General features: G+C 61.3%; 26 protein-coding genes. 11 read left to right on the top strand and 15 right to left on the bottom strand.

Annotation, left to right across the window (positions count from 1 at the left end; genetic code table 11):
• Positions 1-155 precede the first annotated feature (155 nt).
• Positions 156-1058 carry a LysR substrate-binding domain-containing protein gene (locus tag HNQ83_RS28255; RefSeq protein ID WP_175392135.1) on the bottom strand — a complete coding sequence of 301 codons (903 nt, stop codon included), beginning with the start codon at positions 1056-1058 and terminating at the stop codon, positions 156-158.
• Positions 1059-1171: 113 nt separating this feature from the next.
• Between HNQ83_RS28255 and HNQ83_RS28250 the strand changes: the two genes are divergently transcribed.
• Genes HNQ83_RS28250 through HNQ83_RS28240 form a run of 3 tightly spaced genes read left to right on the top strand, consistent with a single transcriptional unit; the run spans position 1172 to position 3427 of the window.
• Positions 1172-2188 carry an aldo/keto reductase gene (locus HNQ83_RS28250; protein ID WP_175392134.1) on the top strand — a complete coding sequence of 339 codons (1017 nt, stop codon included), beginning with the start codon at positions 1172-1174 and terminating at the stop codon, positions 2186-2188.
• Between the two features lie 2 nt (positions 2189-2190).
• Positions 2191-2988, top strand: coding sequence for an SDR family NAD(P)-dependent oxidoreductase (locus tag HNQ83_RS28245; RefSeq protein WP_175392133.1), 798 nt, complete (start codon positions 2191-2193; stop codon positions 2986-2988).
• A 28-nt stretch (positions 2989-3016) separates the two neighbouring features.
• Complete coding sequence (locus HNQ83_RS28240; protein ID WP_175392132.1) at positions 3017-3427, top strand: SRPBCC family protein; 411 nt, start codon at positions 3017-3019, stop codon at positions 3425-3427.
• A gap of 193 nt (positions 3428-3620) precedes the next feature.
• On the opposite strand, the gene HNQ83_RS28235 is transcribed toward HNQ83_RS28240, so the two are convergent.
• Entirely contained in the window at positions 3621-5015 is a 1395-nt protein-coding gene (locus HNQ83_RS28235; RefSeq protein WP_175392131.1) for a HAMP domain-containing sensor histidine kinase, read from the bottom strand.
• Positions 4993-5676 carry a response regulator transcription factor gene (locus HNQ83_RS28230; RefSeq protein ID WP_020796732.1) on the bottom strand — a complete coding sequence of 228 codons (684 nt, stop codon included), beginning with the start codon at positions 5674-5676 and terminating at the stop codon, positions 4993-4995. Before HNQ83_RS28230 ends, HNQ83_RS28235 begins: the two co-directional genes overlap by 23 nt.
• A 279-nt stretch (positions 5677-5955) precedes the next feature.
• Here HNQ83_RS28230 and HNQ83_RS28225 point away from each other — a divergent pair, with 279 nt between their 5' ends.
• The gene (locus HNQ83_RS28225) at positions 5956-6891 is read left to right on the top strand and encodes a hypothetical protein (RefSeq protein ID WP_175392130.1); all 936 of its coding nucleotides are present in this window, start codon (positions 5956-5958) and stop codon (positions 6889-6891) included.
• A 265-nt stretch (positions 6892-7156) separates the two neighbouring features.
• On the opposite strand, the gene HNQ83_RS28220 is transcribed toward HNQ83_RS28225, so the two are convergent.
• Entirely contained in the window at positions 7157-7768 is a 612-nt protein-coding gene (locus tag HNQ83_RS28220; protein WP_175392129.1) for a glutathione S-transferase, read from the bottom strand.
• Positions 7769-8130: 362 nt separating this feature from the next.
• Between HNQ83_RS28220 and HNQ83_RS28215 the strand changes: the two genes are divergently transcribed.
• The 3 genes from HNQ83_RS28215 (at position 8131) to HNQ83_RS28205 (ending at position 10788) form a co-directional block, all read left to right on the top strand.
• Entirely contained in the window at positions 8131-8535 is a 405-nt protein-coding gene (locus tag HNQ83_RS28215) for a TraR/DksA C4-type zinc finger protein (RefSeq protein WP_175392128.1), read from the top strand.
• A 206-nt stretch (positions 8536-8741) separates the two neighbouring features.
• Complete coding sequence (locus HNQ83_RS28210) at positions 8742-10343, top strand: methyl-accepting chemotaxis protein (protein WP_175392127.1); 1602 nt, start codon at positions 8742-8744, stop codon at positions 10341-10343.
• Positions 10344-10584: 241 nt separating this feature from the next.
• Positions 10585-10788 (top strand): hypothetical protein, encoded by a 204-nt coding sequence (locus HNQ83_RS28205; protein ID WP_175392126.1) that lies wholly within the window; start codon positions 10585-10587, stop codon positions 10786-10788.
• Positions 10789-10796: 8 nt separating this feature from the next.
• On the opposite strand, the gene HNQ83_RS28200 is transcribed toward HNQ83_RS28205, so the two are convergent.
• The 3 genes from HNQ83_RS28200 to HNQ83_RS31370 form a co-directional block, all read right to left on the bottom strand.
• Complete coding sequence (locus HNQ83_RS28200) at positions 10797-11036, bottom strand: DUF2789 domain-containing protein (RefSeq protein ID WP_175392125.1); 240 nt, start codon at positions 11034-11036, stop codon at positions 10797-10799.
• 134 nt (positions 11037-11170) lie between these two features.
• Positions 11171-11401, bottom strand: a complete 231-nt coding sequence (locus HNQ83_RS28195) for a hypothetical protein (protein WP_175392124.1) — start codon at positions 11399-11401, stop codon at positions 11171-11173.
• 161 nt (positions 11402-11562) lie between these two features.
• Positions 11563-11799, bottom strand: a complete 237-nt coding sequence (locus tag HNQ83_RS31370) for a hypothetical protein (protein ID WP_256669287.1) — start codon at positions 11797-11799, stop codon at positions 11563-11565.
• 432 nt (positions 11800-12231) lie between these two features.
• On the opposite strand from HNQ83_RS31370, the gene HNQ83_RS28190 reads away from it, so the two are divergent.
• The 3 genes from HNQ83_RS28190 (at position 12232) to HNQ83_RS28180 (ending at position 14019) form a co-directional block, all read left to right on the top strand.
• Positions 12232-12681, top strand: a complete 450-nt coding sequence (locus HNQ83_RS28190) for a hypothetical protein (RefSeq protein ID WP_175392123.1) — start codon at positions 12232-12234, stop codon at positions 12679-12681.
• Complete coding sequence (locus tag HNQ83_RS28185; protein ID WP_175392122.1) at positions 12681-12884, top strand: hypothetical protein; 204 nt, start codon at positions 12681-12683, stop codon at positions 12882-12884. Before HNQ83_RS28190 ends, HNQ83_RS28185 begins: the two co-directional genes overlap by 1 nt.
• 118 nt (positions 12885-13002) lie before the next feature.
• Positions 13003-14019: an ABC transporter substrate-binding protein gene (locus HNQ83_RS28180; RefSeq protein ID WP_175392121.1), complete on the top strand. Its 1017-nt coding sequence runs from the start codon at positions 13003-13005 to the stop codon at positions 14017-14019.
• Positions 14020-14119: 100 nt separating this feature from the next.
• On the opposite strand, the gene HNQ83_RS28175 is transcribed toward HNQ83_RS28180, so the two are convergent.
• A complete protein-coding gene (locus HNQ83_RS28175) occupies positions 14120-16252 on the bottom strand; it encodes a TonB-dependent siderophore receptor (RefSeq protein WP_175392120.1) in 2133 nt (710 codons plus the stop codon).
• 89 nt (positions 16253-16341) lie between these two features.
• Positions 16342-16728, bottom strand: coding sequence for a DUF2946 domain-containing protein (locus HNQ83_RS28170; RefSeq protein WP_175392119.1), 387 nt, complete (start codon positions 16726-16728; stop codon positions 16342-16344).
• Positions 16729-16823: 95 nt separating this feature from the next.
• Here HNQ83_RS28170 and HNQ83_RS28165 point away from each other — a divergent pair, with 95 nt between their 5' ends.
• The gene (locus tag HNQ83_RS28165) at positions 16824-17261 is read left to right on the top strand and encodes a DUF3995 domain-containing protein (protein WP_175392118.1); all 438 of its coding nucleotides are present in this window, start codon (positions 16824-16826) and stop codon (positions 17259-17261) included.
• A 107-nt stretch (positions 17262-17368) separates the two neighbouring features.
• On the opposite strand, the gene HNQ83_RS28160 is transcribed toward HNQ83_RS28165, so the two are convergent.
• The 6 genes from HNQ83_RS28160 to HNQ83_RS28135 are packed head-to-tail and all read right to left on the bottom strand — an operon-like array spanning position 17369 to position 23429.
• Complete coding sequence (locus tag HNQ83_RS28160; protein WP_175392117.1) at positions 17369-17728, bottom strand: Na+/H+ antiporter subunit G; 360 nt, start codon at positions 17726-17728, stop codon at positions 17369-17371.
• Complete coding sequence (locus HNQ83_RS28155; protein ID WP_175392116.1) at positions 17725-18003, bottom strand: K+/H+ antiporter subunit F; 279 nt, start codon at positions 18001-18003, stop codon at positions 17725-17727. Before HNQ83_RS28155 ends, HNQ83_RS28160 begins: the two co-directional genes overlap by 4 nt.
• Complete coding sequence (locus HNQ83_RS28150) at positions 18000-18488, bottom strand: Na+/H+ antiporter subunit E (RefSeq protein ID WP_175392115.1); 489 nt, start codon at positions 18486-18488, stop codon at positions 18000-18002. The genes HNQ83_RS28155 and HNQ83_RS28150 overlap by 4 nt, the downstream gene beginning before the upstream one ends.
• The gene (locus HNQ83_RS28145; RefSeq protein ID WP_175392114.1) at positions 18485-20170 is read right to left on the bottom strand and encodes a monovalent cation/H+ antiporter subunit D; all 1686 of its coding nucleotides are present in this window, start codon (positions 20168-20170) and stop codon (positions 18485-18487) included. The genes HNQ83_RS28150 and HNQ83_RS28145 overlap by 4 nt, the downstream gene beginning before the upstream one ends.
• Positions 20167-20511 carry a Na+/H+ antiporter subunit C gene (locus HNQ83_RS28140; protein WP_095196030.1) on the bottom strand — a complete coding sequence of 115 codons (345 nt, stop codon included), beginning with the start codon at positions 20509-20511 and terminating at the stop codon, positions 20167-20169. The genes HNQ83_RS28145 and HNQ83_RS28140 overlap by 4 nt, the downstream gene beginning before the upstream one ends.
• Positions 20511-23429 (bottom strand): monovalent cation/H+ antiporter subunit A, encoded by a 2919-nt coding sequence (locus HNQ83_RS28135; RefSeq protein WP_175392113.1) that lies wholly within the window; start codon positions 23427-23429, stop codon positions 20511-20513. Before HNQ83_RS28135 ends, HNQ83_RS28140 begins: the two co-directional genes overlap by 1 nt.
• Positions 23430-23632: the final 203 nt, after the last annotated feature.

Genomic DNA, 23632 nt, shown 5'->3' with positions numbered 1-23632 from the left:
CTCCCACATTTGATCTTCAGCGAATACAAATCTTATGTACGACACACATCCTCTGTGAGAGCGAGCCTGCTCGCGAAAGCGGTTTAACAGACAAAAATAATGTCGCCTGACACTCCGCCTTCGCGAGCAGGCTCGCTCCCACAGGGATGTGTGCACTAGGCCGGAACCGGCTCCGGTTCCGTCAGCACCTTCCTGAATGTCTCCACCAGCGGCCGCAGATTGATCCGGTGCCACGCTGCCCACAGCGGTGTGGTGAAGGAGATCCACGGCACTTCCCGCAGCACCACCCCCGGTGGTGCGTTTCGGCTCAGGCCTTTCTGAATCATCGCGATCCCCAGTCCCGACGCCACCAATCCCAATGCCGTGAACGGTTCTGTGGCTTCCATGCGAATGTCCGGGGTGAAGCCGGCGCGGATGCAGGCGCTGACGAAATCGTCGTGGCAACTGGCGTTCTGGCGATGCTGCACACCAATCCATTCCTGATCGGCCAGGTCGGCCGCGACCAGTGTTTTCCGCCGGGCCAGCGGGTGATGTTCGGGCAGGGCCAGCAGCATCGGGTCGTCCAGCACCTGAAAACCCAGCAAGTCGGGGTCGTCATCGGTCGGAGGTTCACTGACCAGCGCGATATCCAGACTACGCTGTCGCAGACCTTCGAGTTGTTCGGCGGAGCTCAGGTTGTACAGCGCCACGTGCACGTTCGGCCGATCGCTGCGCAGCACACGCAAGGCATTGGGCAGGACGCCGGCATGCATGGCGTTTTCGATGTAGCCGATGCACAGGCCGCCTTCTTCGCCGCGACCGAGGCGTTTGCCCAGGGATTCCAGGCGATTGGCGTGGGTCAGTAGAGCACGGGTTTCAGCGAGGAAGGTCTGGCCGTCGCGGGTCAGGCGGATGCGTTGCTGGCTGCGCTCGAACAGAGTCAGGCCCAGGCGTTCTTCGAGCTGGGCGATCTGCCGGCTCAGGGGCGACTGGGAAATGTGCAGGCGTTCGGCGGCGCGACCGACGTGTTCTTCCTCGGCGACGGCGACGAAGTAGCGCAATTGACGGATGTCGATCATGTCAGACCTCTAGGGACTCAAGTGCTGCGCATTATGTCTTGGACGGTCCGATGGTCGCAATCTAGGATCTGCTCAACGGTCACCTGACCACTGAACTGATGAGGATTTGAATCATGAGCTTGAAAGACAAACTGCCTGGCGCACTGGGTTTCGGTACAGCACCCCTGGGCAACATGTTCCGCGCCATTCCTGAAGAGGAAGCGCAAGCCACCGTCCACGCCGCCTGGGATGCCGGCGTGCGTTACTTCGATACCGCGCCGTTCTACGGTTCGGGCCTGTCGGAGATCCGCCTCGGCGAGGCACTGTCCCGCTACAAGCGCGACGACTACGTGCTCAGCAGCAAGGTCGGCCGGGTGATTCTCGACGAAGTCGAAGACGCCGCCGCCCGTGATCTGGGCGAAAAGAGCGGGGTGTTCGAACACGGTCGCCCGAACAAGATCGTCAACGACTACAGCGCCGACGCGACGATGCGTTCGATCGAAGACAGCCTCAAGCGCCTGCAGACTGATCGCCTGGACATCGTTTGGGTGCATGACATCGCCCAGGACTTCTACGGTGATCAATGGCTGGAATACTTCAATCAGGCACGCACCGGCGCTTTCAAAGTCCTGACCCGGCTGCGTGAAGAAGGCGTGATCAAGGGCTGGGGCCTGGGGGTGAACAAGGTTGAGCCGTGCGAACTGACCCTGGACCTGAGCGAAGCGCAGCCGGACGGTTTTCTCCTGGCCGGTCGCTACACGCTGCTCGATCACGACCGCGCCTTGCAGCGCCTGATGGACGCAGCACTGGCGCAAAACGTTGAAATCGTGGTCGGCGGCCCTTACAGCTCGGGCATTCTCGCCGGTGGCGCGCACTTCGAGTACCAGAAGGCCAGCCCGGCGATCATCAGTAAAGTCGAGCACATCAAACGTATCGCCGCCGCCCATGGCGTCGATATCAAAGCGGCTGCGTTGCAGTTCTCGTTGGCCAATCCGGCGGTGGCGGCGGTGATTCCAGGTGCCAGCCGTCCCGATCGGATAGCCGAAGATGTCGCCGCGTTGTCGGCGGTGATTCCCACAGCCTTCTGGCAGGCATTGCGTGACGCGAAGCTGGTGTCCGAACGCGCCCCATTGCCCATTATTGGAGCTTGAGCATGAAAATCGATCTGAGTGGAAAACTGGCGATTGTCAGCGGCAGCACCGCCGGCATTGGTCTGGGCATCAGCAAGGCGCTGGCCGAATCCGGCGCCACGGTGGTGGTGATCGGCCGCGACACGGCCAAGGTCGAGCAGGCCCTGGCGAGCATTCGCCAGAGCGTACCGGGTGCACAGTTGCGCGGCTTGACCGCGGACCTGGGCACCGCCGAAGGCGCGCAGAAATTGTTCGCCGCCGAACCCCGCGCTGACGTCCTGGTGAACAACCTCGGGATCTACAACGATGTGGACTTCTTCGAGACCCCGGACAGCGAGTGGACGCGCTTCTATGAAGTCAACGTGATCTCCGGTGTGCGCCTGGCCCGGCATTACGTGCCCGACATGGTCAAGCAGGGCTGGGGCCGGGTGATTTTCCTGTCTTCGGAATCCGGTGTGGCGATTCCCGCCGAGATGATCAACTACGGCGTGACCAAAAGCGCCAACCTGGCGGTGTCCCATGGCCTGGCCAAACGCCTGGCGGGTACTGGGGTGACAGTCAACTCGATCCTGCCGGGTCCGACCCTCACCGACGGTGTGGAGGAAATGCTCAAGGATGCCATCGCCGCCTCCGGACGCAGCGTCCGGGAAGAGGCCGATGCGTTCGTGCGCAAGGCCCGGCCGAGCTCGATCATCCAGCGTGTGGCGGAGGTCGAGGAGGTGGCGAACCTGGTGGCGTACATCGCGTCACCGCTGTCCTCGGCCACCACCGGCGCCGCCCTGCGGGTCGACGGCGGCGTCGTCGACAGCCTGGCCATCTGAACCTTTTTGAATCTGGAGATTATTTTTCATGGCAACAACCTCAGCATCCATCGACATCCCGGCCTCGGCCGATCAGGTCTGGCAATTGATCGGCGGCTTCAACTCGCTGCCGGACTGGCTGCCCTTCATTCCCAAGAGCGAACTGAGCGAAGGCGGACGCGTGCGCAGCCTGCAAACGGCGGACGGCGGGGTGGTGATCGAGCGTCTGCAAGCGTTCGACAATGACGGCAAAACCTACAGCTACTCGATCTTGCAGGCGCCGTTTCCGGCCTCTGACTACCTGGCGACGATTCGTGTGGAAGCGCAGGGGCAGGGGGCCCGGGTGACCTGGTCCGGTCGGTTTGAGCCGGTAGGGGTGAGTGAGGAGGAAGTGGTGGCGTTGTTTACCGGCATTTATCAGGGTGGGCTGGAGGCTCTGCGGGCCAACTACCCGGCCTGACAAACACCATCAATCCTCCTGTGGGAGCGGCCTGTGGCGAGGGGATTTATCCCCGTTGGGGTGCGAAGCGGCCCCAGCATTCCTTCAGGCATACCGAGTTGTCTGGTTCTGCGACTGCTTCGCAGCCGAGCGGGACGGTGCGACGTTTCGCTAAATCCCCTCGCCACACAGGCTCGCTCCCACAGGTTTTATGTCAGGTCGGAGGAATCAAACTCTCCCGACAATCGAGCACCAACCGCGCCCCACCCAACTCACTCGTGCCCACCTCAAGCCTGAACCCGTGCAGGCTGACAATCGCCGCGACGATCGACAGCCCCAGCCCGAAGCCGCTTTTCAGATTGCCGGCCTCGGCGCGATAGAAGCGCTGGAACACCGCCACCCGTTCAGACTCTGGAATACCGGGACCGGAGTCGAGCACTTCGATGCGGGTATGTCCGTTCTCATTGACCCCACGCAAAATCACCTGGCCACCGGGCGGGGTGAATTTGATCGAGTTGCTGAGCAGGTTCGCCACCGCTTCAAACAGCAAGGCGCGATCGCCATTGAGCGACGGCAACGACGCGGGCAGTTGCAGTTCAAACGTGAGGCCATCGTCCTCGGCCAACGGCAGGTAAAACTCATGCAGTTCCTGCAGCAGCGACACCGGATCGAGCTGCACGAAACCGGAACGACGCTGACGATCCTCCAGCTCGGAAATCCGCAGCAAGCCGCGAAAACGCGCCATCAAGGTGTCGGCCTCGCCCAGCACCAGATCCAGTTGCGCCGCCTCCGTCGAACCTTCGCCGGCCTGTTGCTGCATGCGATAAAGCTGCGCGCGCAGGCGGGTCAGCGGCGTGCGCAAGTCATGGGCGATGTTGTCGCACACGCCCTTGACCTCGTGCATCAGGCGCTCGATGCGCTCGAGCATGGCGTTGACGATGGCGGCGAGCATGTCCAGTTCGTCGCGGCGGTTGGACAGCGGCAGGCGTCGGGTCAGGTCACCGGCGACGATGGCTTCGGCGCTGGCCTGAATCCCGCGAATGCGCTGCAACGGCCGACGGCGCAGCAAGTGCCAGCCGACGATGCCCGGCAAAATGGTCAGGGTCACACCCCAGAACAAGGCGTGGAGGATGATCCGGGTCACGGCGAACAACGAGCCGTTGTCACGCACCAGTACCAGCCAGCGCCCGTCCTTGGTCTGGGTGGCCACCGCGTCGCAGCTGTCGGCGGGCAGGGTCGGGTCGTCGTAGCCGGCGCAGTCGTTGAGCATGTGGATCTTGCCGTCCAGCGGCAGGCCCCTGGGGATGTGGCGCAGGGCTCCGCTGAGGTAACGATGCTCGGCATCGAACAGGCCATAGGCGTCGATGCCGCGAATGTCGAAGGTCATGCTGACGGCAAGGGCGTCGGACAGTTGTTCGCCCTGGAAATGCGAAAACAGGTGCTGGCGTTGCATCAGCGAATGCTTCGCCAGGTTGTCCAGGTAGGCGGACACCTCGTAATACATGACCCCCATGAGAATCCCGCTCCAGGCCACGAACAACGCACTGTAGAGCGCCAGCAGGCGACTGCTGGAAGAACGCCAGCCTTTAGACGGGTTCGGCAATGACATAACCCGAGCCTCGTACGGTTCGAATCAACGGGACATTGCCAGGTGGGTCGATTTTTTTGCGCAGGCGGCCAATGTGTACATCGATCAGGTTGGTGCCGGGGTCGAAGTGATAACCCCAGACCTCTTCGAAAATCATCATCCGCGACAGGATTTGCCCGGTGTTGCGCATCAGGAATTCCAGCAGTTTGTATTCGGTGGGCAGCAGGGTCAGCAATTGGCCGTCGCGGCTGGCTTCGTGGCTGATCAGGTTCAGCTCCAGGTCCGCGACTCGCAGGGTGGTGGCCTGGGCGGTGACGGTGTTCTGGCGGCGCAACAGGACTTCGACCCGGGCGGCCATCTCATCGGTGGCGAAGGGTTTGGTCAGGTAATCATCGCCCCCGGCACGCAAGCCGCGCACACGTTCGTCGACATCGGAGAGGGCGCTGATCATCAGGATGGGCGTGGCCACGCCCATGGTCCGCAGGGTGGTGACAATGGCCAGGCCATCAAGCTCAGGCAGCATACGGTCGAGGGTGATCAGGTCATAGTTGCCGCTGACGGCACGTTCCAGCCCCTCGCGCCCGTTGTCGACCCAGTCGACGTCGAGGCCGTGGCTGCTCAATTCGGCGACAATTTCCCGGGCGGTCACGGCGTCGTCTTCGATGGTCAGGATGCGGGTCATGGAGTTGGCCTGATGATGTGTTCATAACGTTGAGCAACATTTTGCCAAGAAATGGTCGCCGGCTTTCTAAATAAAAGTTCATGGACTGCCTGAGCACCGCTCAATGCATAAAACCCGCTGAGCATAGCCATTCCTTGCAGATTGCATGGGTCGGGGAAGTTCAAACTTTGTAACCCGATGAAATACAGCGTTTTATTGAAAATCCGCGACTGGCACGCCAGGTGCAATCACAACTTTGAAGAGTTGTAACACCATCTTTCTGCCTGGAGCGATACAACGATGAATAGATCCTCTGATGGTTTCTATCCCGCCATAGATGAATCGACCACGCTCTCCGGGGTGTCGTGGGGCGCGATTTTCGCCGGGGCCGCGGCTGCTGCAGCGTTGTCGCTGGTGTTGGTGCTGCTGGGTTTTGGCCTGGGTTTTTCCGCGGTATCGCCGTGGGCCAACGAAGGCGTGAGTGCCAAAGGGTTGGGTATCTCGACGATTGTCTGGCTGGCCTTCACACAGATTGTCGCCTCCGGACTGGGTGGCTACATCGCCGGCCGGCTGCGGGTGAAGTGGGCTTACCTGCATGGCGATGAAGTCTATTTCCGCGACACCGCCCATGGCTTTCTGGCCTGGTGCGTGGCGACGCTGGTCACGGCCACGCTGGTGGCCGGCTCGGTCAGTAGCATCGTCAGTGGCGGTGTTCAGGCCGGGGCGCAGGTCGCAGGCGGTGCCGCCAGCGCCATGACGCAAGTGGCCGGTACGGCGGCTGCCAACACCGACAGTGATCAGTACGGTTACTACATCGACAGCCTGTTTCGCGATGACCGTCCGGCCGACGTCAACGATGATGCCGCCCGAGCCACGGTGACCCGGATCTTCGTGCGCTCACTGAGCAACGAAGGAGGTCAACTGGCGGCTGAAGATCGCGCCTACCTGGCCCAACTGGTGGCGCAGCGAACCAACCTCACCCAGGCGGACGCGGAGCGTCGTGTCGATGAAGTCTATGCCCGCACGCAAAAAGCCGTGGCCGACGCGAAACTGGCGGCGCAACAAGCGGCCGACACCGCCGCCAAAGTCGCCGCCTGGACCACCTTGTGGATGTTCGTTGCGCTGTTGGCCGGTGCGTTTTTCGCCAGCCTCGCCGCTACGTTCGGCGGTCGTCGTCGGGATGCCGTGGTGTATCTGGAAACCGACACCTACGTGACCACCCCACCTGTTCGATAAACCAGGAGAATCATCATGCGTTCATTACTGCTGTTCTTTCTTGGCGTGCCGATCCCGATCATTATTTTGATTGCGTTGTTCATGCACTGATGTTTGCGCCGCTTCCGCCTTGGGTAGAAGCGGCGTTTATAGGTTTGGGGTTAATTCATAAATTGATGCTGACTGTCATTCCGTCTTCGCGAGCAGGCTCGCTCCCACAGGGGAGTGCGGTTTACTGTAGGAGCGAGCCTGCTCGCGAAGAGGCCCGCTCAGTTTCACAAGGCTGTCAGTCGATCGGAGTACTGACAAACACCTCAAGCCCCTCGGCATAGTCAGTGAACGCCGCGATCCTCGGAAATTGCGCGGTCGATACCTGATCCGGCACCACATAGTTGGTAAAACTCCACGCCACCGCCAGGGTGATCCCCGCCTGATCAATCAACCCATCGGTTTTCAGCGGCTGTTTTTCCAGTTCCCGTTCCAGCGCCGAATACGCTGCCGCCAATTGCCCCTCGACCCGCTCAACCCAAGGTTGATACTGGATTTCCTCCGGCCGCAGGTTGCGCTCGTAATAAAGCTGCACCGATTTTTCGCTCGCCGCCAACGCCAGGCCGATCAGGCGCAATGCACGCAGGCGTTGATCGATGTCTGCGGGCATCAGGCTGCGCTCCGGGCCGGCCAGTGCTTCCAGGTAATCGATGATCAGCGTGGAGTCCATCAACACCTCACCGTCATCCAGGACCAGGGTGGGTGCCTTGACCACGGGGTTGATCTGTTGAAATTGCTCAAACGTCCTGAACACCGAGACCGATTCGTGCGCCAGGGCAATGCCCAGGCGTTTGGCGGAAATGGCGACGCGTCGCACATAGGGCGAATCCAGCATGCCGATCAGCTTCATTTAACCGCTCCTTGAGTTTGCCATTTCGGGAGGTACAACCTTAGCCGAGCCTGCACGGCCTGCAAACAGGGCCTGCTGCCCAGCCGTTTGTCTTCTATATAGCTCCGCTCGATTGAATTTCTTGCTATAAACGCACTCCGATATCCGCCTGGATGCCTGCCATAGCGCATTTTCGAGGCCTTGTCGGACAAATTCGCTGTCTTTTCAGTTGCTGAGGCCTCAAGTCGGCCTTAGACTGCCGCCCCTCGTAAATTGAGTGCCGGGTGGCGCTTGGAACAAACGGCGCCTTTCCGATGACCTGCACAGGTCTGCCGGAACGCTCCCTTATTCGCCTTAATGCACGTTTTTTTATAGAGATATCAATGACAAAGGACAAGTTGCTGGCCATGCCGGCGGATGACTACATGAATGCCGAGCAACATGCTTTTTTCTCCAAGCTGTTGCAGAACATGAAAGTCGAAACCCATGAGCGCATCGAGCAGAACCGCATCGCCATCGAAAGCCTGGACACCCCGGCCGACCCGGCTGACGCGGCTTCGGTCGAAGAAGAGCGCACCTGGCTGGTAAACGCCATCGATCGCGACCAGCGCATGCTGCCTCAGTTGGAACAAGCGCTGGAACGCATCAAGGAAGACAGCTTCGGCTGGTGCGACGACAGCGGCGAGCCGATCGGCCTCAAGCGCCTGCTGATCAGCCCGACCACCAAGTACTGCATCGAAGCTCAAGAGCGCCACGAGCAGATCGACAAGCACCAGCGTCAGGCCTGATTCGTCAGCGCGCCCATCGCGGGCAAGCCCGCTCCCACAGGATCATCGTGAATCCTGTTGGAGCGGGCTTGCCCGCGATGCTTTTTGTCGTCCGAGAAATCTTCTATTGATCTGCTGCAACCCCGCGACTAAAGGCTTATGGATAATGGCTTTTTGGTGGCGCTTAATGCGAAGACAACAATTAGAAGATTTTCGGGGTGACTACGATGACGAGAGAGAGCTCTCTGGTGGCGGTGCCTGCGCCAGTGCTTTTGCCGAAAAATCGCTGGCTGACACCCACGCTGCAAAGCATCGCCCTGATGCTGTTGCTGTGTGGCATGACGCTCGGCGGTTGGTCGCTTTACCTTGGCCTGCCAGTGGCCGTGTTGATTATCTGGCTGCCTCGCCTGCGTTCGCGTGCGCCCGTTGAGGCCGCACCCGCCGATACGTCCGGCGCCATCGCTGCATTGACGCGCGATCTTTCCCATACCACCAGTCATAACGCCCTGTCCGCCGCCGGCGTGGCCTTTTCGGTCAAGCAGCTGGCCGACAAGCTTCAATCGCAACTCGGTGCGGCGGCACAGATCGTCAGCAATGCCGAAGTCATGATCGCCACCGAACAGGCCACCTCGACCCTCAGTCGTGAAGCCCTGGGCGCGGCGAGTGAGGCGCATCGCAGTGGTGCGGTCGGGCGGACCGAGTTGATCGAGTCGATTGCGCGGATGCACCAACTCAGCCAACGGGCCAACAACAGCCGTGAATTGATCGAAGCCTTGAGCCAGCGCAGTGACGATATCCAGCGCGTGACCCTGGTGATCCAATCCATCGCCAGCCAGACCAATCTGCTGGCCTTGAACGCGGCGATTGAAGCGGCGCGGGCCGGGGAGCACGGTCGCGGCTTTGCGGTGGTGGCTGACGAGGTGCGCGGTCTCGCCGCGCGCACGGCGACGGCGACCGGCGAAGTCGGCGAGATGGTCGCCGATATTCAGCAACGCACCGCGCAAGTGGTGGAGCAGATTCGCCAACTGTCGAGTGATCTCGACATCGGCGTCGAGCAGGTCGAGCACACCGGTCAGCACCTGGAAAACATTGCCCGTCTGGCGGCCAGTGTCGAAACCCAGGTCGGGGAAATCGCCCGCGGTGCCGAGACCAATCGTGAACAACTCGACAGCCTGTTCCACGCCATCGAACAGATGCGCAGTGACCTGGCCATCAGCGATCAACAGACCCGGCGCCTGGCCGAGGCCGCGGTGCAGATGGAAGGGCAGGCCGAAACCATCAGCGAGCGTCTGGCCGAAGTCGGCCTGGATGACTATCACCAGCGGATCTATGACCTGGCCCGCCAGGGCGCCAGCCAGATCGCGGCGCGCTTCGAAGCGGACATCGACGCGGGCCGGATCAGCCTCGACGACCTGTTCGACCGCAATTACCAAACGATTCCCGATACCAGTCCGGCCAAGTACCAGACGCGTTTCGACCGCTACACCGATCAGGTCTTGCCGGCGATCCAGGAACCCCTGCTGCCGTGTCATGAAGGCCTGGTGTTCGCCATTGCCTGCACCCAGCAGGGTTACGTGCCGACCCACAACAACGTCTTCAGCCAACCGCTGACCGGTGATGTGCAGGTCGATACCCTGCAAAACCGCACCAAACGCAAATTCGCCGACCGCACCGGAATCCGCTGTGGCAGCCACCAGCAGGCGGTGCTGCTGCAGACGTACACCCGCGACACCGGTGAACTGATGCACGATCTTTCGGTGCCGATCATGATCAAGGGGCGGCATTGGGGTGGGTTGCGGTTGGGGTACAAGCCGCAGACGGTTCGGTAGTGGTGGATTCTCCAGCCGCCAATCTCCTTGTGGGAGCGAGCCTGCTCGCGAAAACTCCCGGCCATTGCAGTTGTTCAGGGGGCCTTCGCGAGCAGGCTCGCTCCCACAGCGAATGAGGCCCAAAACCCATCGATTGTTACGGCTTCGGCAACGAAGCTGTACAAAGCCGCGCTGTTTCCCCGCCCGCGGACTCGTTACCCTAGCCATATAGTTAGGTTGCTAACGGAGTTCGAAGGGCAAGATGCAAAGCAGAGTCGATGTCGCCGTCATGATTGGCAGTGGTGTGCCCGCCAGTTTGCGAGCCTTGGGGCAGAGTGTGTGCTGGGTGGTGCTGTTGAACGGCGAACGCCGGGGCACGGCATTCTCCAGTCGCGATGAAGCGGAAGAGTGCAAGGCTGCCTGGTTAGCGCAATTGAACGCAGAATCCCCAGACAGCCTGCATTGAACCAGGGGTCAGTGCAGCTGGTGCATGCGCAGGTTCAGGTCGTCGACCACCCGCGCCCAGTCGGCGTCTTCACGCAGTTGTTCCTTGAGGAAGCCCGCCTGTTGCGGGGTCCAGAACTCGGCATCGATGAGCTTCTTGTTGTCGGGCAGGGGTGAATGGCTGGCAATGAAATCGTCGATAGCGTTCTGGGTGGAGTCCAGGCCAAGCTGATCGAACAAACCTTTCAAGTCGTGGGTCGGTGATTCCATGGTCATCTCCTGGCAGGGGCGAATTGGGCTCGAGGTTTGAGCTATGGCTCCATCTCTTCTGATGGGAGCCAGGCTTCAAGCGTTCAAAAACACTGTTCGAATGCAGGAGTGAGCATAGACCGCAAACCTGACCCTCAGGCTTTCAATGCACCGGCATCGACAGCCGCCTTGAGTTCTTTCGCCGACTCCATGGCCGCGAGGGCGGCGATGTCCAGGGACTTGAACCAGCGGTCTTTCTCGACCTGGTGCCAGGTCACGGTTTTCAGCGGTGGCTTGGCGCGCATGACGATCACGGCCTGAAATTCGCCGTCGACCTCCCTGGCTTCGCCCCGGATAAAAAACTCGCCGATATCAAATTCCGTCACGTAGCAGCCTTCCCTTGGAAATATATTGTTGTTTTCATTGACGTCCCACCGGGGTGGGACGCCTTGATTGGTCGGGCAGTATGGCAGCAGTTGCTTGTTTGCGGCTGAGTTAAGTGGTCGGCAGGATGAAACGTCTCCATGTACCAGCGAGGCGTGTAGTGTCAAATACGTGACTCAAGCGAGCGGGCGAGGGCGCAGGCTTCGTTGTGATTGGCGCGGAAACCTCTTACATGCCCGGTGGAAGTTTCTTTGATATGGAAGAAGGCATTCCCGGCCAATATCACCTGAAATCTCGGGAAGACAGGGCATTGGGGTTGCGGTTCAGCGTTCGGGAACCCTTGCGAATGGGGAATCGATGGCGTTGCCAAGGGATGAATGAAGTGAGTCAACGTGCACATGTGAAGTCCTTTTCGTTGTTTTACCGACGTATGTACGTCGTTATGGGTAGTCTCGGCGAGCATGGCTGCTCTAGAATCACCCTCACTGGTGGGTGATTGATGTTTATCTAAAGCAATTTTTGGCTGGCGATATGTCAGAAAAGTGCTTTTTTTTAAGAGTTTTTTCCCTGTAGTTGATAGTCCGTATTTTCTCTGGCCGTAAGAAGGGCGTTTTCCTTCAACCTTTGACGAAAGCCAGGCAGGACGAGGCGAGCGGCGTCCAGTAGTCTGCTCAAGCCTTGTGATAGATGAGCCCTCTGCTCATACAGGACTCGACCCGGGTTTATTTGGCTTCACCTTCGGCATTGCCGCTTTTTTCGGCTGTGCGCTTTCCATGCGTGCGGCTTCATTTTCAGATGTGGGGATGGTTCCTTGGCAGTAAGTAATCTCGATATGCATGCTTTGTTCGTGCTGGGTGATTTGCGCGCAAAGCTGGTCAAACAATTTCAGTCACGTTTCGTTTACATCACCGAGCAGAACGCCGAAGGCATCTACGTCGCCGAGATCGACACCGAATCGGCGCTGGTGGTAGACGACAAGCCGGGTCTCAAACTCAAGGTCGGCGACCATTTCAGCGCTTCGGTCTTGCCCAGCCGCGAAGGCGGCAAATTGGAAATCAAGTTCCGCGAAATCAAAATGACGGTCTACGGCCTGGGCGACTACGCCTTCGTGAGCACTGCCGATGGTGAGGCGATCGTGTTCAAGGAAGGTCACAGCGCAGTGACGGTGTTTGCCGCCCACCAGCAGTTGCAGGAAGGCCTGACCAAGACGCTCAAGGCCGTGACCGCCAAGGCTGCCAAGTGGCGCAAAGGTGAACTGGTGACGTTCAAGGCCAGCGAGTAATGAGTCTGACCCGCGCCGATTTCCACCAACAGAACCAGGCCAGCGCCCAGACCGAGGCCCTGCGGCTGTTCGAGCAGAAGGCCGTTCTGCAGGGAGGCTGGCTGAATTGGGTGGCGGCACAGATCTACACATTGCGGCCAGCGGAATACGCCAGCATGGTTCGACGAGAGCTGGTGCGCTTGCAGGAAACTTCCGAAAATTAATCCGAATCCCTCGAAAGCAGGAACCTCTACTACAGTCAATTGACTGAAGTTTCAGAGGCTTTGCGGTCTTCTGCCTGGCCATCCTGCTATTGCTGTGAACAGCACGAGGTGCAAAAGCATGAAAGGTTTTCGACGGTTGCTGGCTGCTGTCCTGGCCACTTGCGGGTTGTTTATGTCCCCCGTTCCGGTGCTGGCCGCCCAGGCGCCGATCCATTTCGCCGACCTGAACTGGGAAAGCGGCAGCCTGATCACCGATATCCTGCGGATCATTGTCGAGAAGGGCTACGGCCTGCCCACCGACACGTTGCCGGGCACCACCATCACCCTCGAAACCGCACTGGCCAACAATGACATTCAGGTCATTGGCGAGGAGTGGGCCGGGCGCAGTCCGGTGTGGGTCAAGGCCGAGGCCGAAGGCAAGGTGGTCGCGCTTGGCGATACGGTCAAGGGGGCCACCGAAGGATGGTGGGTACCGGAATACGTGATCAAGGGCGACCCGGCCAAGGGCATCAAGCCGATGGCGCCTGACCTGCGCAGTGTCAGCGATCTGCCCAAATACAAGGACGTGTTCAAGGACCCGGAAGCGCCGAACAAGGGGCGCTTCCTCAACAGTCCCATCGGCTGGACCTCGGAAGTGGTCAACAAACAAAAGCTGAAAGCGTACGGACTGGACGACAGCTACGTGAATTTCCGCAGCGGCTCGGGGGCGGCGCTGGATGCCGAGATCAGCTCGTCGATACGCCGTAACAAACCGGTGTTGTTCTATTACTGGTCGCCCACGCCGTTGCTCGGCCGCTTCAAACTGATTCAGCTGGAAGAGCCGCCATTCGACGCCGAAGCCTGGAAAACCCTGACCGACGCGGATAACCCGAACCCGAAACCCACCCGGTCGCTGCCTTCGAAATTGTCCATTGGCGTGTCCACGCCGTTCCAGAAGCAGTATCCGCAGATTGCCGAGTTCTTCGCCAAGGTCGATTTCCCCATCGATCCGTTGAACAAGGCGCTGGCCGACATGAGCGAAAAACACACCCCGCCGCGTCAGGCAGCGGAGGATTTCATGAAGAAGCACCCGGATGTGTGGAAAGCCTGGGTGCCTGGGGATGTGGCGGACAAGGTGTCTGCCGAATTGAAGTGATGCGGTGAATGAGAGGCCGCCTTCGCGAGCAGGCTCGCTCCCACACGAGATCTGTGAACGCCACAAACCCAATGTGGGAGCGAGCCTGCTCGCGAAGCTCTTAGAATCTTGTCTGCACTGCCAACTCGAAGGTCCGCGGCGTACCCAAATAGTACGCCGGCGACACATGCGCAAACTCGGCATACACCTCATTGGTCAGGTTGCGCACCCGGCCAGTAACGGTGGTGTGCCGATCAACCTTGTAGCTGAGAAACGAACCGAACAGGGTGTACGACGGCACGGTCATGGTGTTGGCGCTGTCGGCAAACACCGACGCCACGTAGCGTGCATCCAACCCTCCTTGCCATTGCGGCGCGAAATCATAGGTCAGCCACAGATTGCCCACCCGGTCCGGCACGTTGGTCGGCGTGTTGCCCTTGCGTGAAACCACCTGGCCGGCCGCGTTTTTTTCAGTGAATTCGTCGTACTGGGCGTCGACCCAGGCAAAGTTGCCTTCCACCAGCAGCTTGTCAGTGACCCGCAGTGAACTGGCCACTTCGATGCCGTTGGAGGTTTGCTGGCCCACCGGAATGCTCAGGGTCGGGTCCAGCGGATCGGTCACCGCGAAGTCCTTGCGTACAATGGTGTACGCCGCCACCGTCGCCGTGCCTCGGCCGTCCAGATAGTCGAACTTGCTGCCGACCTCCCATTGCTTGCCGGTGGATACGTCGAAGTCTTGCGTGCCATTGGGTTGCTCGGCCGCCGTACTGTATTGCGCGTAGACATTCGCCGAGGGCAGGACCTGATACGTCAGGCCGACCCGCCCGGTCACCGGCTCCCAGCTGCGCTTGAGGTGCCGCGGATTGCTCGCGGTTACGACGCGGTGGTTGGTCACGTCGAGGTCGATGTCGTCATAGCGCAGCCCGGTGAGCAGCGACAGTTTGTCGGTGAGCATCAGGCGATTCTCGACAAACAAAGCCTTGGTGGTGACTTCGTTGGTCTTGTCACTGATGAAGCCCGGTTGCGTCCCCGGAATGTCGTAGAAGTGTCCCGGCTCATAGTGGTCAGGATCGACGGTGCTGGCGCCCTTGACGTTCAGCGGCGAGTTGGTGGTCTGGTTGACCTTGTACTCGAAACCGCCAGACCAGGTCGTCGCCAGCCCCAGCAAGGCGTTGTCGTGCCGCAGTTCGAACTGGTTGCCGTTCTGTTCGCCCTGATGCCGCACCTGATACGCCGTGGAACGGTTCACCGCGCTGTTGTCGGCGTTGTACTGGTAGGTTTCCAGGTTGCGGTAGTCGCGCTGGCTGTCGAGGTGGTAAAGCATGTTGCGCAGGGTGGTGCTGTCGTTGATCCGGTAGTCGATGATCGAACGCACCCAGATCGTGCGTTGTTCGTAACGGCCGTCCTCGACGTTGTAGTTGTTGAAGCGGTTGTGTTTGTCGATTTTCAGTTCCCCGGCCTTGGGATTGAGCACCGGGGTGCCCCAGTAGGGACTGTCCTCGTGCTCGTCCTGGTATTCCAGGGCCAGGGTGTGGGACAGGTTTGGCGTCAGGTCGCTGAGCAACGAGAATGCCACGCTCCAGGCATCGCGTTCCTGGCGGTCGATGTAACCGTTGCCAGTGTTGTGGCTGACGTCGAGGCGCGCGTAATGCTGGACGTCCGCGCCGGCCTCGCTCAGTGCGTGATTCAGGCCGAAGGCGGTTTCGGTGGTGTCATAGGTGCCGTAGCTGACCCAGCCTTCCAGTGCCTGCTCATCACGGGTGGCCAGTTTGGTCACATAGTTCAGCGAACCGCCCACGGAGCCGGCGCCATTGATCAGCGATGATGGACCGCCGACCAGTTCCACCCGATCATAAATCCACGCATCCACCGGCCGTGCCAGTCCGCCGGAGACGTTCACGCCGTTGAACATCTGGGTGATCTGGCTGCTGGTGAAACCCCGGTACGAAACGAAGCCGCCGAAGCCCGGCGGTGCGCTGGCATTCACCCCGGGCAGGGTGTTGGCGGCGTCCTGGAAGTTCTGGGCGCCATGGCGCTCGATGTCGTTGCGGTTGGCGATGGCCACCGAGGCCGGGGTTTCCCGCACGCTCAGGCCCAGGCGCGAGGCCATGCCGCTGGACTGGTCGATGTTGAGACCGGGGGCGGCGTCTTGCTCGCCATCAATGGTGATCGGGGCCAGATCGACCGTGGATTGTGCCCAGGCGTTAACGGACAGGCAGCCGAACAGGCTGGCCAATAAAGGGACGTGTTTCATCAATGAATCCTGAATTCCTGGTTAGCAAACAGCGCACAGGCAAACGCCACGCGTAAGCGAAGTGAGCTGATCGGTAAAGGCGAAGAGATTCAGGCGAGCGGCGGCGCGCGCGGATTGGCCGAAGGCCAGATGAAGCGGGCAGGGAGGTCGGCACTGGCAATCGGCGCCAATGGCGGGCTGTGTTGCTCGGGGAGGATCGCCAGGGTCAGGCTGGAGTTGAACGCGGGGCCCATGCCACCGCTGGAGCACAAAGGACAGCCGAAAGCCTTGGAGAGTGTCGGCAACTGGTCTTCGGAGGAGGGCTTCGACACCGGTGCCTGGGTGGCCGGGTCAACCGCACAGAACTGGCCACCGAGACCATTGAGCTGCATTCCGACCATCTGCCCGTGACCGATGCTGCAGGCGAACACATTGAACAGGACGCAGCAATAGAGCGTCCATGCCAGCAGTGAGCGATTGGTGCGGGAGCATTTCATGGGGCGGCACTTTACTCCTCCGCCGACCGGTCGTGCACGTCAAAAAATGCCGACTAGGATAATTCTGTCCAAATCTCTTTCAAGGATCTTCAACCATGACCTTTGCGTTGGCTCAATGGCTGGTGACGATATTTGCAGCGATCAGTTTGGTACACGTGTATTGGGCATTGGGTGGTGAATGGGCGGCCGTGGCCGCCGTGCCGCAGGTGCCGATGGAGGGCGGTGTGCAGTTGCATCCGGCTTTTGAGCCGCAAGGCTGGATCACCTTGCTGGTCGCCGCGGCCTTGCTGGTGATCGCCGTGCTGGTGTGTTTGCGGGTCGGCTGGTGGTTGCCGCAGATTCAACATCGGGCGTTGCAATGGATGATCAGTGCGATAGCGATATTGCTGTTCGCCCGGGCCATTGGCGATTCGGAGCTGGTGGGGTTTTTCAAGGAGATCAAGGGATCGAGGTTTGCCCGGTGGGATACCTGGGTTTATTCGCCGCTGTGTGTGGTGTTGGGGGCGGGGTTGTTGGCAGTGGCCTGGGTTTGAAAATACCGTAACTGTAGGCGCGAGCCTGCTCGCGATGGACGCAAGAACACCGCGGGGAATCAGGCCTCCAGCGTCATCGTTGACGACCATCGCGAGCAGGCTCGCTCCTACAGGGTTTCCGTCCTGCGGCTACTGACCTCCGCCGGCACATCATCCCCGGCCATGCGCTTGCGGAACAGCGCCGCCCGCGCCAGCAACAGTGTGGTCACCGGCACAGTGATCGCCAGCAGGATCGGAATCAGCCACGCATGCAGCACGGGCGTGGACTTCAGCGCCGAGAAGTAAATGATCGACGCCAGCGCCACGCACCAGGCACCCAGGGTCGAGGCCAGGGCCGGCGGGTGCATGCGCTGGAAGTAATCCTTCATTCGCACCAGGCCGATGGCGCCGATCAGCGCAAACAGGCTGCTGAGCACCAGCAGGATCGCCACCGGTATTTCCACCCACAAAGACAGTTCAGCGCTCATTCGATCACCTCGCCGCGCAGCAGGAATTTCGCCAGGGCAAATGAGCCGACGAAGCCGAACAGCGCGATCAACAGCGCCGCCTCGAAGTAGGTATCACTGGCATAGCGAATGCCCAGGGCCAGCATCATCAGCATGGCGATGATGTACAGGTAGTCCAGCGCCAGTACCCGGTCCTGGGCCGACGGCCCCTTGAACAGGCGGATCAGGGTCAGGATCATCGCCACGGAAAACAGGAACAGGCTCAGCACGATTGCGTTCGACAGCAGGTCGCTCATTCGAATATCTCCATCAACGGGCGCTCGTAGGTCGCCTTGAAGTGCTCGATGAACGACGCTTCGTCATCCAGATCGAAGACGTGCAGCAACAGGATGCTGCGGTCCAGCGCCAGTTCCGACCAGACCGTGCCGGGCACCACGGTGCAGATCATCGACAGCGTCGCCAGGCCATTGGCGTCGCGCAGGTCCAGCGGCACCTTGATGAACCGCGAACGCGGCGGGCGGCGGCCGGCATTGAGCACGCCCCAGGCCACGGCGAGGTTGGACACCAGCACATCGCGACCGACCACCAGGAACAGGCGCAGGATCACCCCCGGCCGGCGGATGCGGATCGGCAGCGGGCGCAGCTTGCGCATCATCAGCGGCGCGCAGAAACCCAGCGCGGCGCCCAGCAGCAGGTTGCCGGGGCTCATCGACAGGTTCAGCACCAGCCACAGCAACCACAGGGCCAGCGACAGCCACGGCGCGGGGAACAGACGCTTCATGGTTGCACCTCCAGCAGCGCGGCCCGGGCTTCGGGACTGGGTACGGCGCGGGTGCCGAGCACGGCCATCACATATTGCTGCGGGTTGTTCAAGGCATCGGCGGCGGCCTGGGTATAGCGCAACAGCGGTTCGGCCTTGAAGGTCAGCGCGATGCTCAGGCCCAGCAGGACGAAGATCGGCACGCATTCCAGGCGACGCAATACGGGGGATGGTCGCTCTGCCGGTGTCCAGAAACGCTGGATGCCCAGGCGCGAAAAGGCCACCAATGACGCCAGCCCGGAAAGGATCAGCAACGCCAGCAAGCCCCACGCCGCGTTCGAAACCGGCGCGTCACTGCCATTGCCCAGGCCCAGCGGGTTGAGCAGGGCGCTGAGCAGGCCGAGCTTGCCGATGAACCCGGAGAGCGGCGGCATGCCGACGATCAGCAGTGTGCAGGCGATGAAGCTCAAGCCGAGAAAGGCCATGGTCCAGGGAATCACCTGGCCGACCACGGCTTTCTGGTCGTCGTCGAGGTTGATGCCCTTGACCGGCGCCGACGATTCCAGCGGTCGCGGCAACATCTCGTTTTCATCTTCCAGCGGGACTTCGCTGGCCGAACGTGAACGTTCGATCAACTCGGCCAGCAGGAACAACGCGCTCAAGGCCAGGGTCGAGCTGACCAGATAAAACAGCGCTGCGCCAATCAGGTTGGGTTGGGCGAAACCGATGGCCGACAGCAGGATCCCCGCCGACACCAGAATGCTGAGGCTGGCCATGCGTTCCAGGCGTTGTGCGGCAAGGATTGCCACGGCCGCGCAGACGATGGTGGCCATGCCGCCGTAGATCAGCCAGTCACCACCGAAATACGCCGAGGCCCCGGCCTGGCCGGAAAACAGCAGGGTCCACAGACGCAGGAAGGTATAGACGCCGACCTTGGTCATGATCGCGAAGATCGCCGCCACCGGTGCGCTCGCCGAAGAGTAGGCGGGCACCAGCCAGAAGTTCAGCGGCCACATCCCGGCCTTGGCCAGGAACGCCACCGCCAGGATGCCCGCGCCGGCATGCAGCAGTCCGCGATCGGCCTCCGGCACCAGCGGGATTTTCAGTGCCAGGTCGGCCATGTTCAGGGTGCCGGTGACGCCGTAGATCAGCGCCGCGCCGATCAGGAACAGGGTCGAGGCCAGGAGGTTGATCGAGATGTAATGCAACCCCGACGACACCCGCGCCCGGCCCGAGCCGTGCAGCATCAGGCCATAGGAGGCGGCCAGCAGCACTTCGAAGAACACGAACAGGTTGAACAGGTCCGCAGTCAGGAACGCGCCATACAGGCCCATCAGTTGAATCTGGAACAGCGCGTGGAAACTCGATCCGGCACTGTCCCACCGGGCCATGGCGAACAGCAGGGCGCTGACGCCGATGATCCCGGTCAGCACCAGCATCAGCGCCGACAGGCGATCGACCACCAGCACCAGGCCGAACGGCACCTGCCAGTTGCCCGGCAGGTACACGCCGATGGAGCCGGGCACGCCGGTGGTTTGCGTCCATTGCAGCAGTAAGACGGAGATGCCGAGCCCCAGCAGGCTGGAGAACAGGTTGATCTTGGCTTTGAGCGGCCGGTGTTTCTCGCCGAGCATCAGCATGATGGCGGCGGTCAGCAGCGGCAGCAGGATCGGTGCCGCGATCAGGTGCGTCATCGCATTCATTCTTTAGGCTCCCGGCCATCCACATGGTCGGTGCCGGTCAGGCCCCGTGAGGCCAGCAAGACCACCAGGAACAGCGCGGTCATGGCGAAGCTGATGACGATTGCGGTCAACACCAGGGCCTGGGGTAGCGGGTCGGTGTAGTGCAACAGGTCCTGCGGTACGCCGTCCTTGATGATCGGCTCCTTGCCGATGAACAGGCTGCCCATGCTGAAGATGAACAGGTTGACGCCATAGGACAGCAGGCACAGGCCCATCACCACCTGGAATGTCCGAGGGCGCAGGATCAGCCAGACGCCGGACGCGGCCAGGGCGCCGATGGCGATTGCGATGACTTCTTCCATCAGACGGCCTCCTTGATGATGACGGGTTTGGGCTGGGCAGCGGTCTTGTGGCCCCGGACCGATTGGTGGGCGAGGGCCGTAAGGATCAGCAGCGTCGAACCGACCACCACCGCGTACACGCCGACATCAAAGAACAACGCGCTGGCCAGGTGAATGTCACCCAGCACCGGCAGGTTGAAATGCCAGGTGTGGGTGGTCAGGAACGGATAACCGGCCGCCATCGCGCCGATGCCGGTGACCGTGGCGAACAGCAGACCGGTGCTCATCCAGCGCAGCGGTCGCAGGCTCATCTGGGCCTCGACCCACTGGGTGCCGGCCACCATGTATTGCAGGATGAACGCCACCGACATCACCAGCCCCGCGACGAAACCGCCGCCCGGCTGGTTATGCCCGCGCATGAACAGGTAGAACGACACCACCAGGGCAATCGGCAACAGCAGGCGCACCAGCGCCGCCGGGACCATCATGAAGCCGAGCGCGGTGTCGCTGGCGTGACGCGGGTTGACCAGGTCGGTGACCACGTCGGGCGCAAGCAAGCGTTGCTGGGCCGGCAACTGCAGGCTTTCTTTCGGCGGGCGGAAACGACGCAGCAGGGCGAACACCGTCAGGGCCACCGCCACCAGCACGGTGATTTCACCGAGGGTGTCGAAGCCGCGGAAGTCCACCAGCATCACGTTGACCACGTTGCTGCCGCCGCCCTCGGGCAAGGCGCGACTCAGGTAGAAGGAGGAAATATCGTTCGGCGTCTGCCGCGTCAGCATCGCGTAGGCGAGCAACGCCATGCCGCCGCCGACCACGGCCGACAGCAGCAAGTCGCGGATGCGACGGATACGTGCCTTGCGCAGGCTGCTCGGTAATGGCGACACCTCTTCGATCCGTCGTGGCAGCCAGCGCAGGCCCAGCAGGATCAGGACCGTGGTCACCACTTCGACCACCAGTTGCGTCAGGGCCAGGTCCGGCGCCGAGAACCAGACGAAGGTCACGCACGTCATCAGGCCGCAGACGCTGACCATGGTCAGGGCGGCGAGACGGTGGTACTTGGCTTGATACGCAGCGCCCAGCGCACAGGCAATCGCCAGCAGCCACAGGATGACGAACACGATCGAGCCCGGAATCTTCGGTCGGTCGCCCCAGTGCAGGCTGCTGTGCAGCATCGGGATCAACCCGGCCAGCACGGCGGCGAGCACCATCAGGAACAGCTGGGTTTGCAGGCGCCGGGTGCTGATGAGTCGTTCCAGGCGACGGGCCAGGCGCATCTTGATCACCAGGCTGCGTTCGAACAGGCGCTTGCCGTTGAAGCGACCAATCAGCGGCGGGTAGTGGAAGCGTCCGCGCTTGAGCTGCTTGCGCAGCAGCAGGTACAGCACGATGCCGCCGGACATGGCGATCAGGCTCATGATCATCGGCGCGTTCATGCCGTGCCAGATGGCCAGGCTGTATTCGGGCAGCGTTCCACCCACCACCGGCAGCGCGGCTGCGGCGAGCAACGGGCCGACTACTTGCGCCGGGAAGATCCCCACCACCAGGCAGGTGAACACCAACAGCTCGACGGGCGCGCGCATCCAGCGTGGCGGTTCGTGCGGGGTGTGCGGCAGGTCGGTGGCGGTCGGGCCGAAAAACACATCCACGGTGAAGCGCAGGGAGTAGGCGACGCTGAAGGTCCCGGCGATGGTCGCGACGATCGGCAGGGTCGCTTCGATCCAGGCCGTGGCGTTGATGAACACCGTTTCGGCGAAGAACATCTCTTTCGATAGAAAACCGTTGAGCAGTGGAACGCCGGCCATGGAGGCACTGGCGACCATGGCCAGGGTGGCGGTGAACGGAATCAGCTTGAACAGGCCATTGAGCCGGCGAATGTCCCGGGTGCCGCTTTCGTGGTCGATGATCCCGGCGGCCATGAACAGCGAGGCCTTGAAGGTGGCGTGGTTGAGAATATGAAACACCGCCGCCACGGCCGCCAGCGGACTGTTCAGGCCCAATAGCAGGGTGATCAGGCCCAGGTGGCTGATGGTCGAATAGGCCAGCAGGCCCTTGAGGTCGTTCTGGAACATGGCGCAATAAGCGCCGAGCAACAGGGTGCAGGCCCCGGCGCCGCTGACGATGTAGAACCATTCTTCGCTGCCGGACAGCGACGGCCATAACCTGGCCAGCAGGAACACCCCGGCCTTGACCATGGTCGCCGAGTGCAGATAGGCCGAGACCGGTGTCGGCGCGGCCATGGCGTGGGGGAGCCAGAAGTGGAAGGGAAATTGCGCGCTTTTGCTCAGGGCGCCGATCAGGATCAGGGGCAGCAGGATGGGGTAGAGGGCGTGTGCGCGAATCAGATCGCCGGCGGCCAGGACCTTGTCCAGGTCATAGCTGCCGACGACATGGCCAAGCAGCATGACCCCCGCCAGCAGGCACAAACCGCCGGCCCCGGTGACCATCAGCGCCATGTAGGCGCCGCGCCGCGCATCGGCACGATGGTGCCAGTAGCCGATCAACAGGAATGAGAAGAGGCTGGTCAGCTCCCAGAAAAACACGATTTGAATGAGGTTGCCGGAGATCACCAGCCCGAGCATGGCGCCCATGAACGCCAGGAAAAACGCGAAGAAGCGCGGCACCGGATCGTCGGGCGACATGTAGTAGCGGGCGTACAGCGATACCAGGGTGCCGATGCCCAGCACCAGCATCGAGAACAGCCAGGCGAAACCGTCCATGCGCAGGACGAAGTTCAGGCCCAGGCTTGGCAGCCAGAAGAATTCTTCGCGGATCACGCCGCCATGGGCGATTTGCGGGTACAGGAGGGCGACCTGGACGGTGCCGATCAGGGCAACCAGGCCAGCCAGCAGCGATTCGGTGTTACGCGCGTTGTGTGGCAGCACCGCTGCCAGACAGCTGCCTAAAAAAGGCAGAAGCAGTAGAACTATCAGGGACATAGGCTTCTAATCTGCGGAAGTTTGTGAAGCATCATACGTGCCAGCTCCCGGATCACCAAACGCCAAGCTGTCGCAGAATCCTACAAGGTAGACGGAAAATCCCTGTTTAACATTGTTTCAAAGGGCTGTGTCAGGCAGGCCCGGCCCCTTCGCGAGCAGGCTCGCTCCCACATTTGGAATGCATTCCTCTGTGGGAGCGAGCC

The sequence above is a fragment of the Pseudomonas sp. C2B4 genome, from assembly GCF_013359695.1.
Lineage (GTDB): Bacteria > Pseudomonadota > Gammaproteobacteria > Pseudomonadales > Pseudomonadaceae > Aquipseudomonas.
This window is presented reverse-complemented; position numbering and strand designations above follow the sequence as displayed.

Coding starts and splice junctions, on each gene's coding strand:
- HNQ83_RS28255 (WP_175392135.1), bottom strand. CDS start 1,058: ATGATCGACATCCGTCAATTGCGCTACTTCGTCGCCGTCGCCGAGGAA.
- HNQ83_RS28250 (WP_175392134.1), top strand. CDS start 1,172: ATGAGCTTGAAAGACAAACTGCCTGGCGCACTGGGTTTCGGTACAGCA.
- HNQ83_RS28245 (WP_175392133.1), top strand. CDS start 2,191: ATGAAAATCGATCTGAGTGGAAAACTGGCGATTGTCAGCGGCAGCACC.
- HNQ83_RS28240 (WP_175392132.1), top strand. CDS start 3,017: ATGGCAACAACCTCAGCATCCATCGACATCCCGGCCTCGGCCGATCAG.
- HNQ83_RS28235 (WP_175392131.1), bottom strand. CDS start 5,015: ATGTCATTGCCGAACCCGTCTAAAGGCTGGCGTTCTTCCAGCAGTCGC.
- HNQ83_RS28230 (WP_020796732.1), bottom strand. CDS start 5,676: ATGACCCGCATCCTGACCATCGAAGACGACGCCGTGACCGCCCGGGAA.
- HNQ83_RS28225 (WP_175392130.1), top strand. CDS start 5,956: ATGAATAGATCCTCTGATGGTTTCTATCCCGCCATAGATGAATCGACC.
- HNQ83_RS28220 (WP_175392129.1), bottom strand. CDS start 7,768: ATGAAGCTGATCGGCATGCTGGATTCGCCCTATGTGCGACGCGTCGCC.
- HNQ83_RS28215 (WP_175392128.1), top strand. CDS start 8,131: ATGACAAAGGACAAGTTGCTGGCCATGCCGGCGGATGACTACATGAAT.
- HNQ83_RS28210 (WP_175392127.1), top strand. CDS start 8,742: ATGACGAGAGAGAGCTCTCTGGTGGCGGTGCCTGCGCCAGTGCTTTTG.
- HNQ83_RS28205 (WP_175392126.1), top strand. CDS start 10,585: ATGCAAAGCAGAGTCGATGTCGCCGTCATGATTGGCAGTGGTGTGCCC.
- HNQ83_RS28200 (WP_175392125.1), bottom strand. CDS start 11,036: ATGGAATCACCGACCCACGACTTGAAAGGTTTGTTCGATCAGCTTGGC.
- HNQ83_RS31370 (WP_256669287.1), bottom strand. CDS start 11,799: ATGTGCACGTTGACTCACTTCATTCATCCCTTGGCAACGCCATCGATT.
- HNQ83_RS28190 (WP_175392123.1), top strand. CDS start 12,232: ATGCATGCTTTGTTCGTGCTGGGTGATTTGCGCGCAAAGCTGGTCAAA.
- HNQ83_RS28185 (WP_175392122.1), top strand. CDS start 12,681: ATGAGTCTGACCCGCGCCGATTTCCACCAACAGAACCAGGCCAGCGCC.
- HNQ83_RS28180 (WP_175392121.1), top strand. CDS start 13,003: ATGAAAGGTTTTCGACGGTTGCTGGCTGCTGTCCTGGCCACTTGCGGG.
- HNQ83_RS28175 (WP_175392120.1), bottom strand. CDS start 16,252: ATGAAACACGTCCCTTTATTGGCCAGCCTGTTCGGCTGCCTGTCCGTT.
- HNQ83_RS28170 (WP_175392119.1), bottom strand. CDS start 16,728: ATGAAATGCTCCCGCACCAATCGCTCACTGCTGGCATGGACGCTCTAT.
- HNQ83_RS28165 (WP_175392118.1), top strand. CDS start 16,824: ATGACCTTTGCGTTGGCTCAATGGCTGGTGACGATATTTGCAGCGATC.
- HNQ83_RS28160 (WP_175392117.1), bottom strand. CDS start 17,728: ATGAGCGCTGAACTGTCTTTGTGGGTGGAAATACCGGTGGCGATCCTG.
- HNQ83_RS28155 (WP_175392116.1), bottom strand. CDS start 18,003: ATGAGCGACCTGCTGTCGAACGCAATCGTGCTGAGCCTGTTCCTGTTT.
- HNQ83_RS28150 (WP_175392115.1), bottom strand. CDS start 18,488: ATGAAGCGTCTGTTCCCCGCGCCGTGGCTGTCGCTGGCCCTGTGGTTG.
- HNQ83_RS28145 (WP_175392114.1), bottom strand. CDS start 20,170: ATGAATGCGATGACGCACCTGATCGCGGCACCGATCCTGCTGCCGCTG.
- HNQ83_RS28140 (WP_095196030.1), bottom strand. CDS start 20,511: ATGGAAGAAGTCATCGCAATCGCCATCGGCGCCCTGGCCGCGTCCGGC.
- HNQ83_RS28135 (WP_175392113.1), bottom strand. CDS start 23,429: ATGTCCCTGATAGTTCTACTGCTTCTGCCTTTTTTAGGCAGCTGTCTG.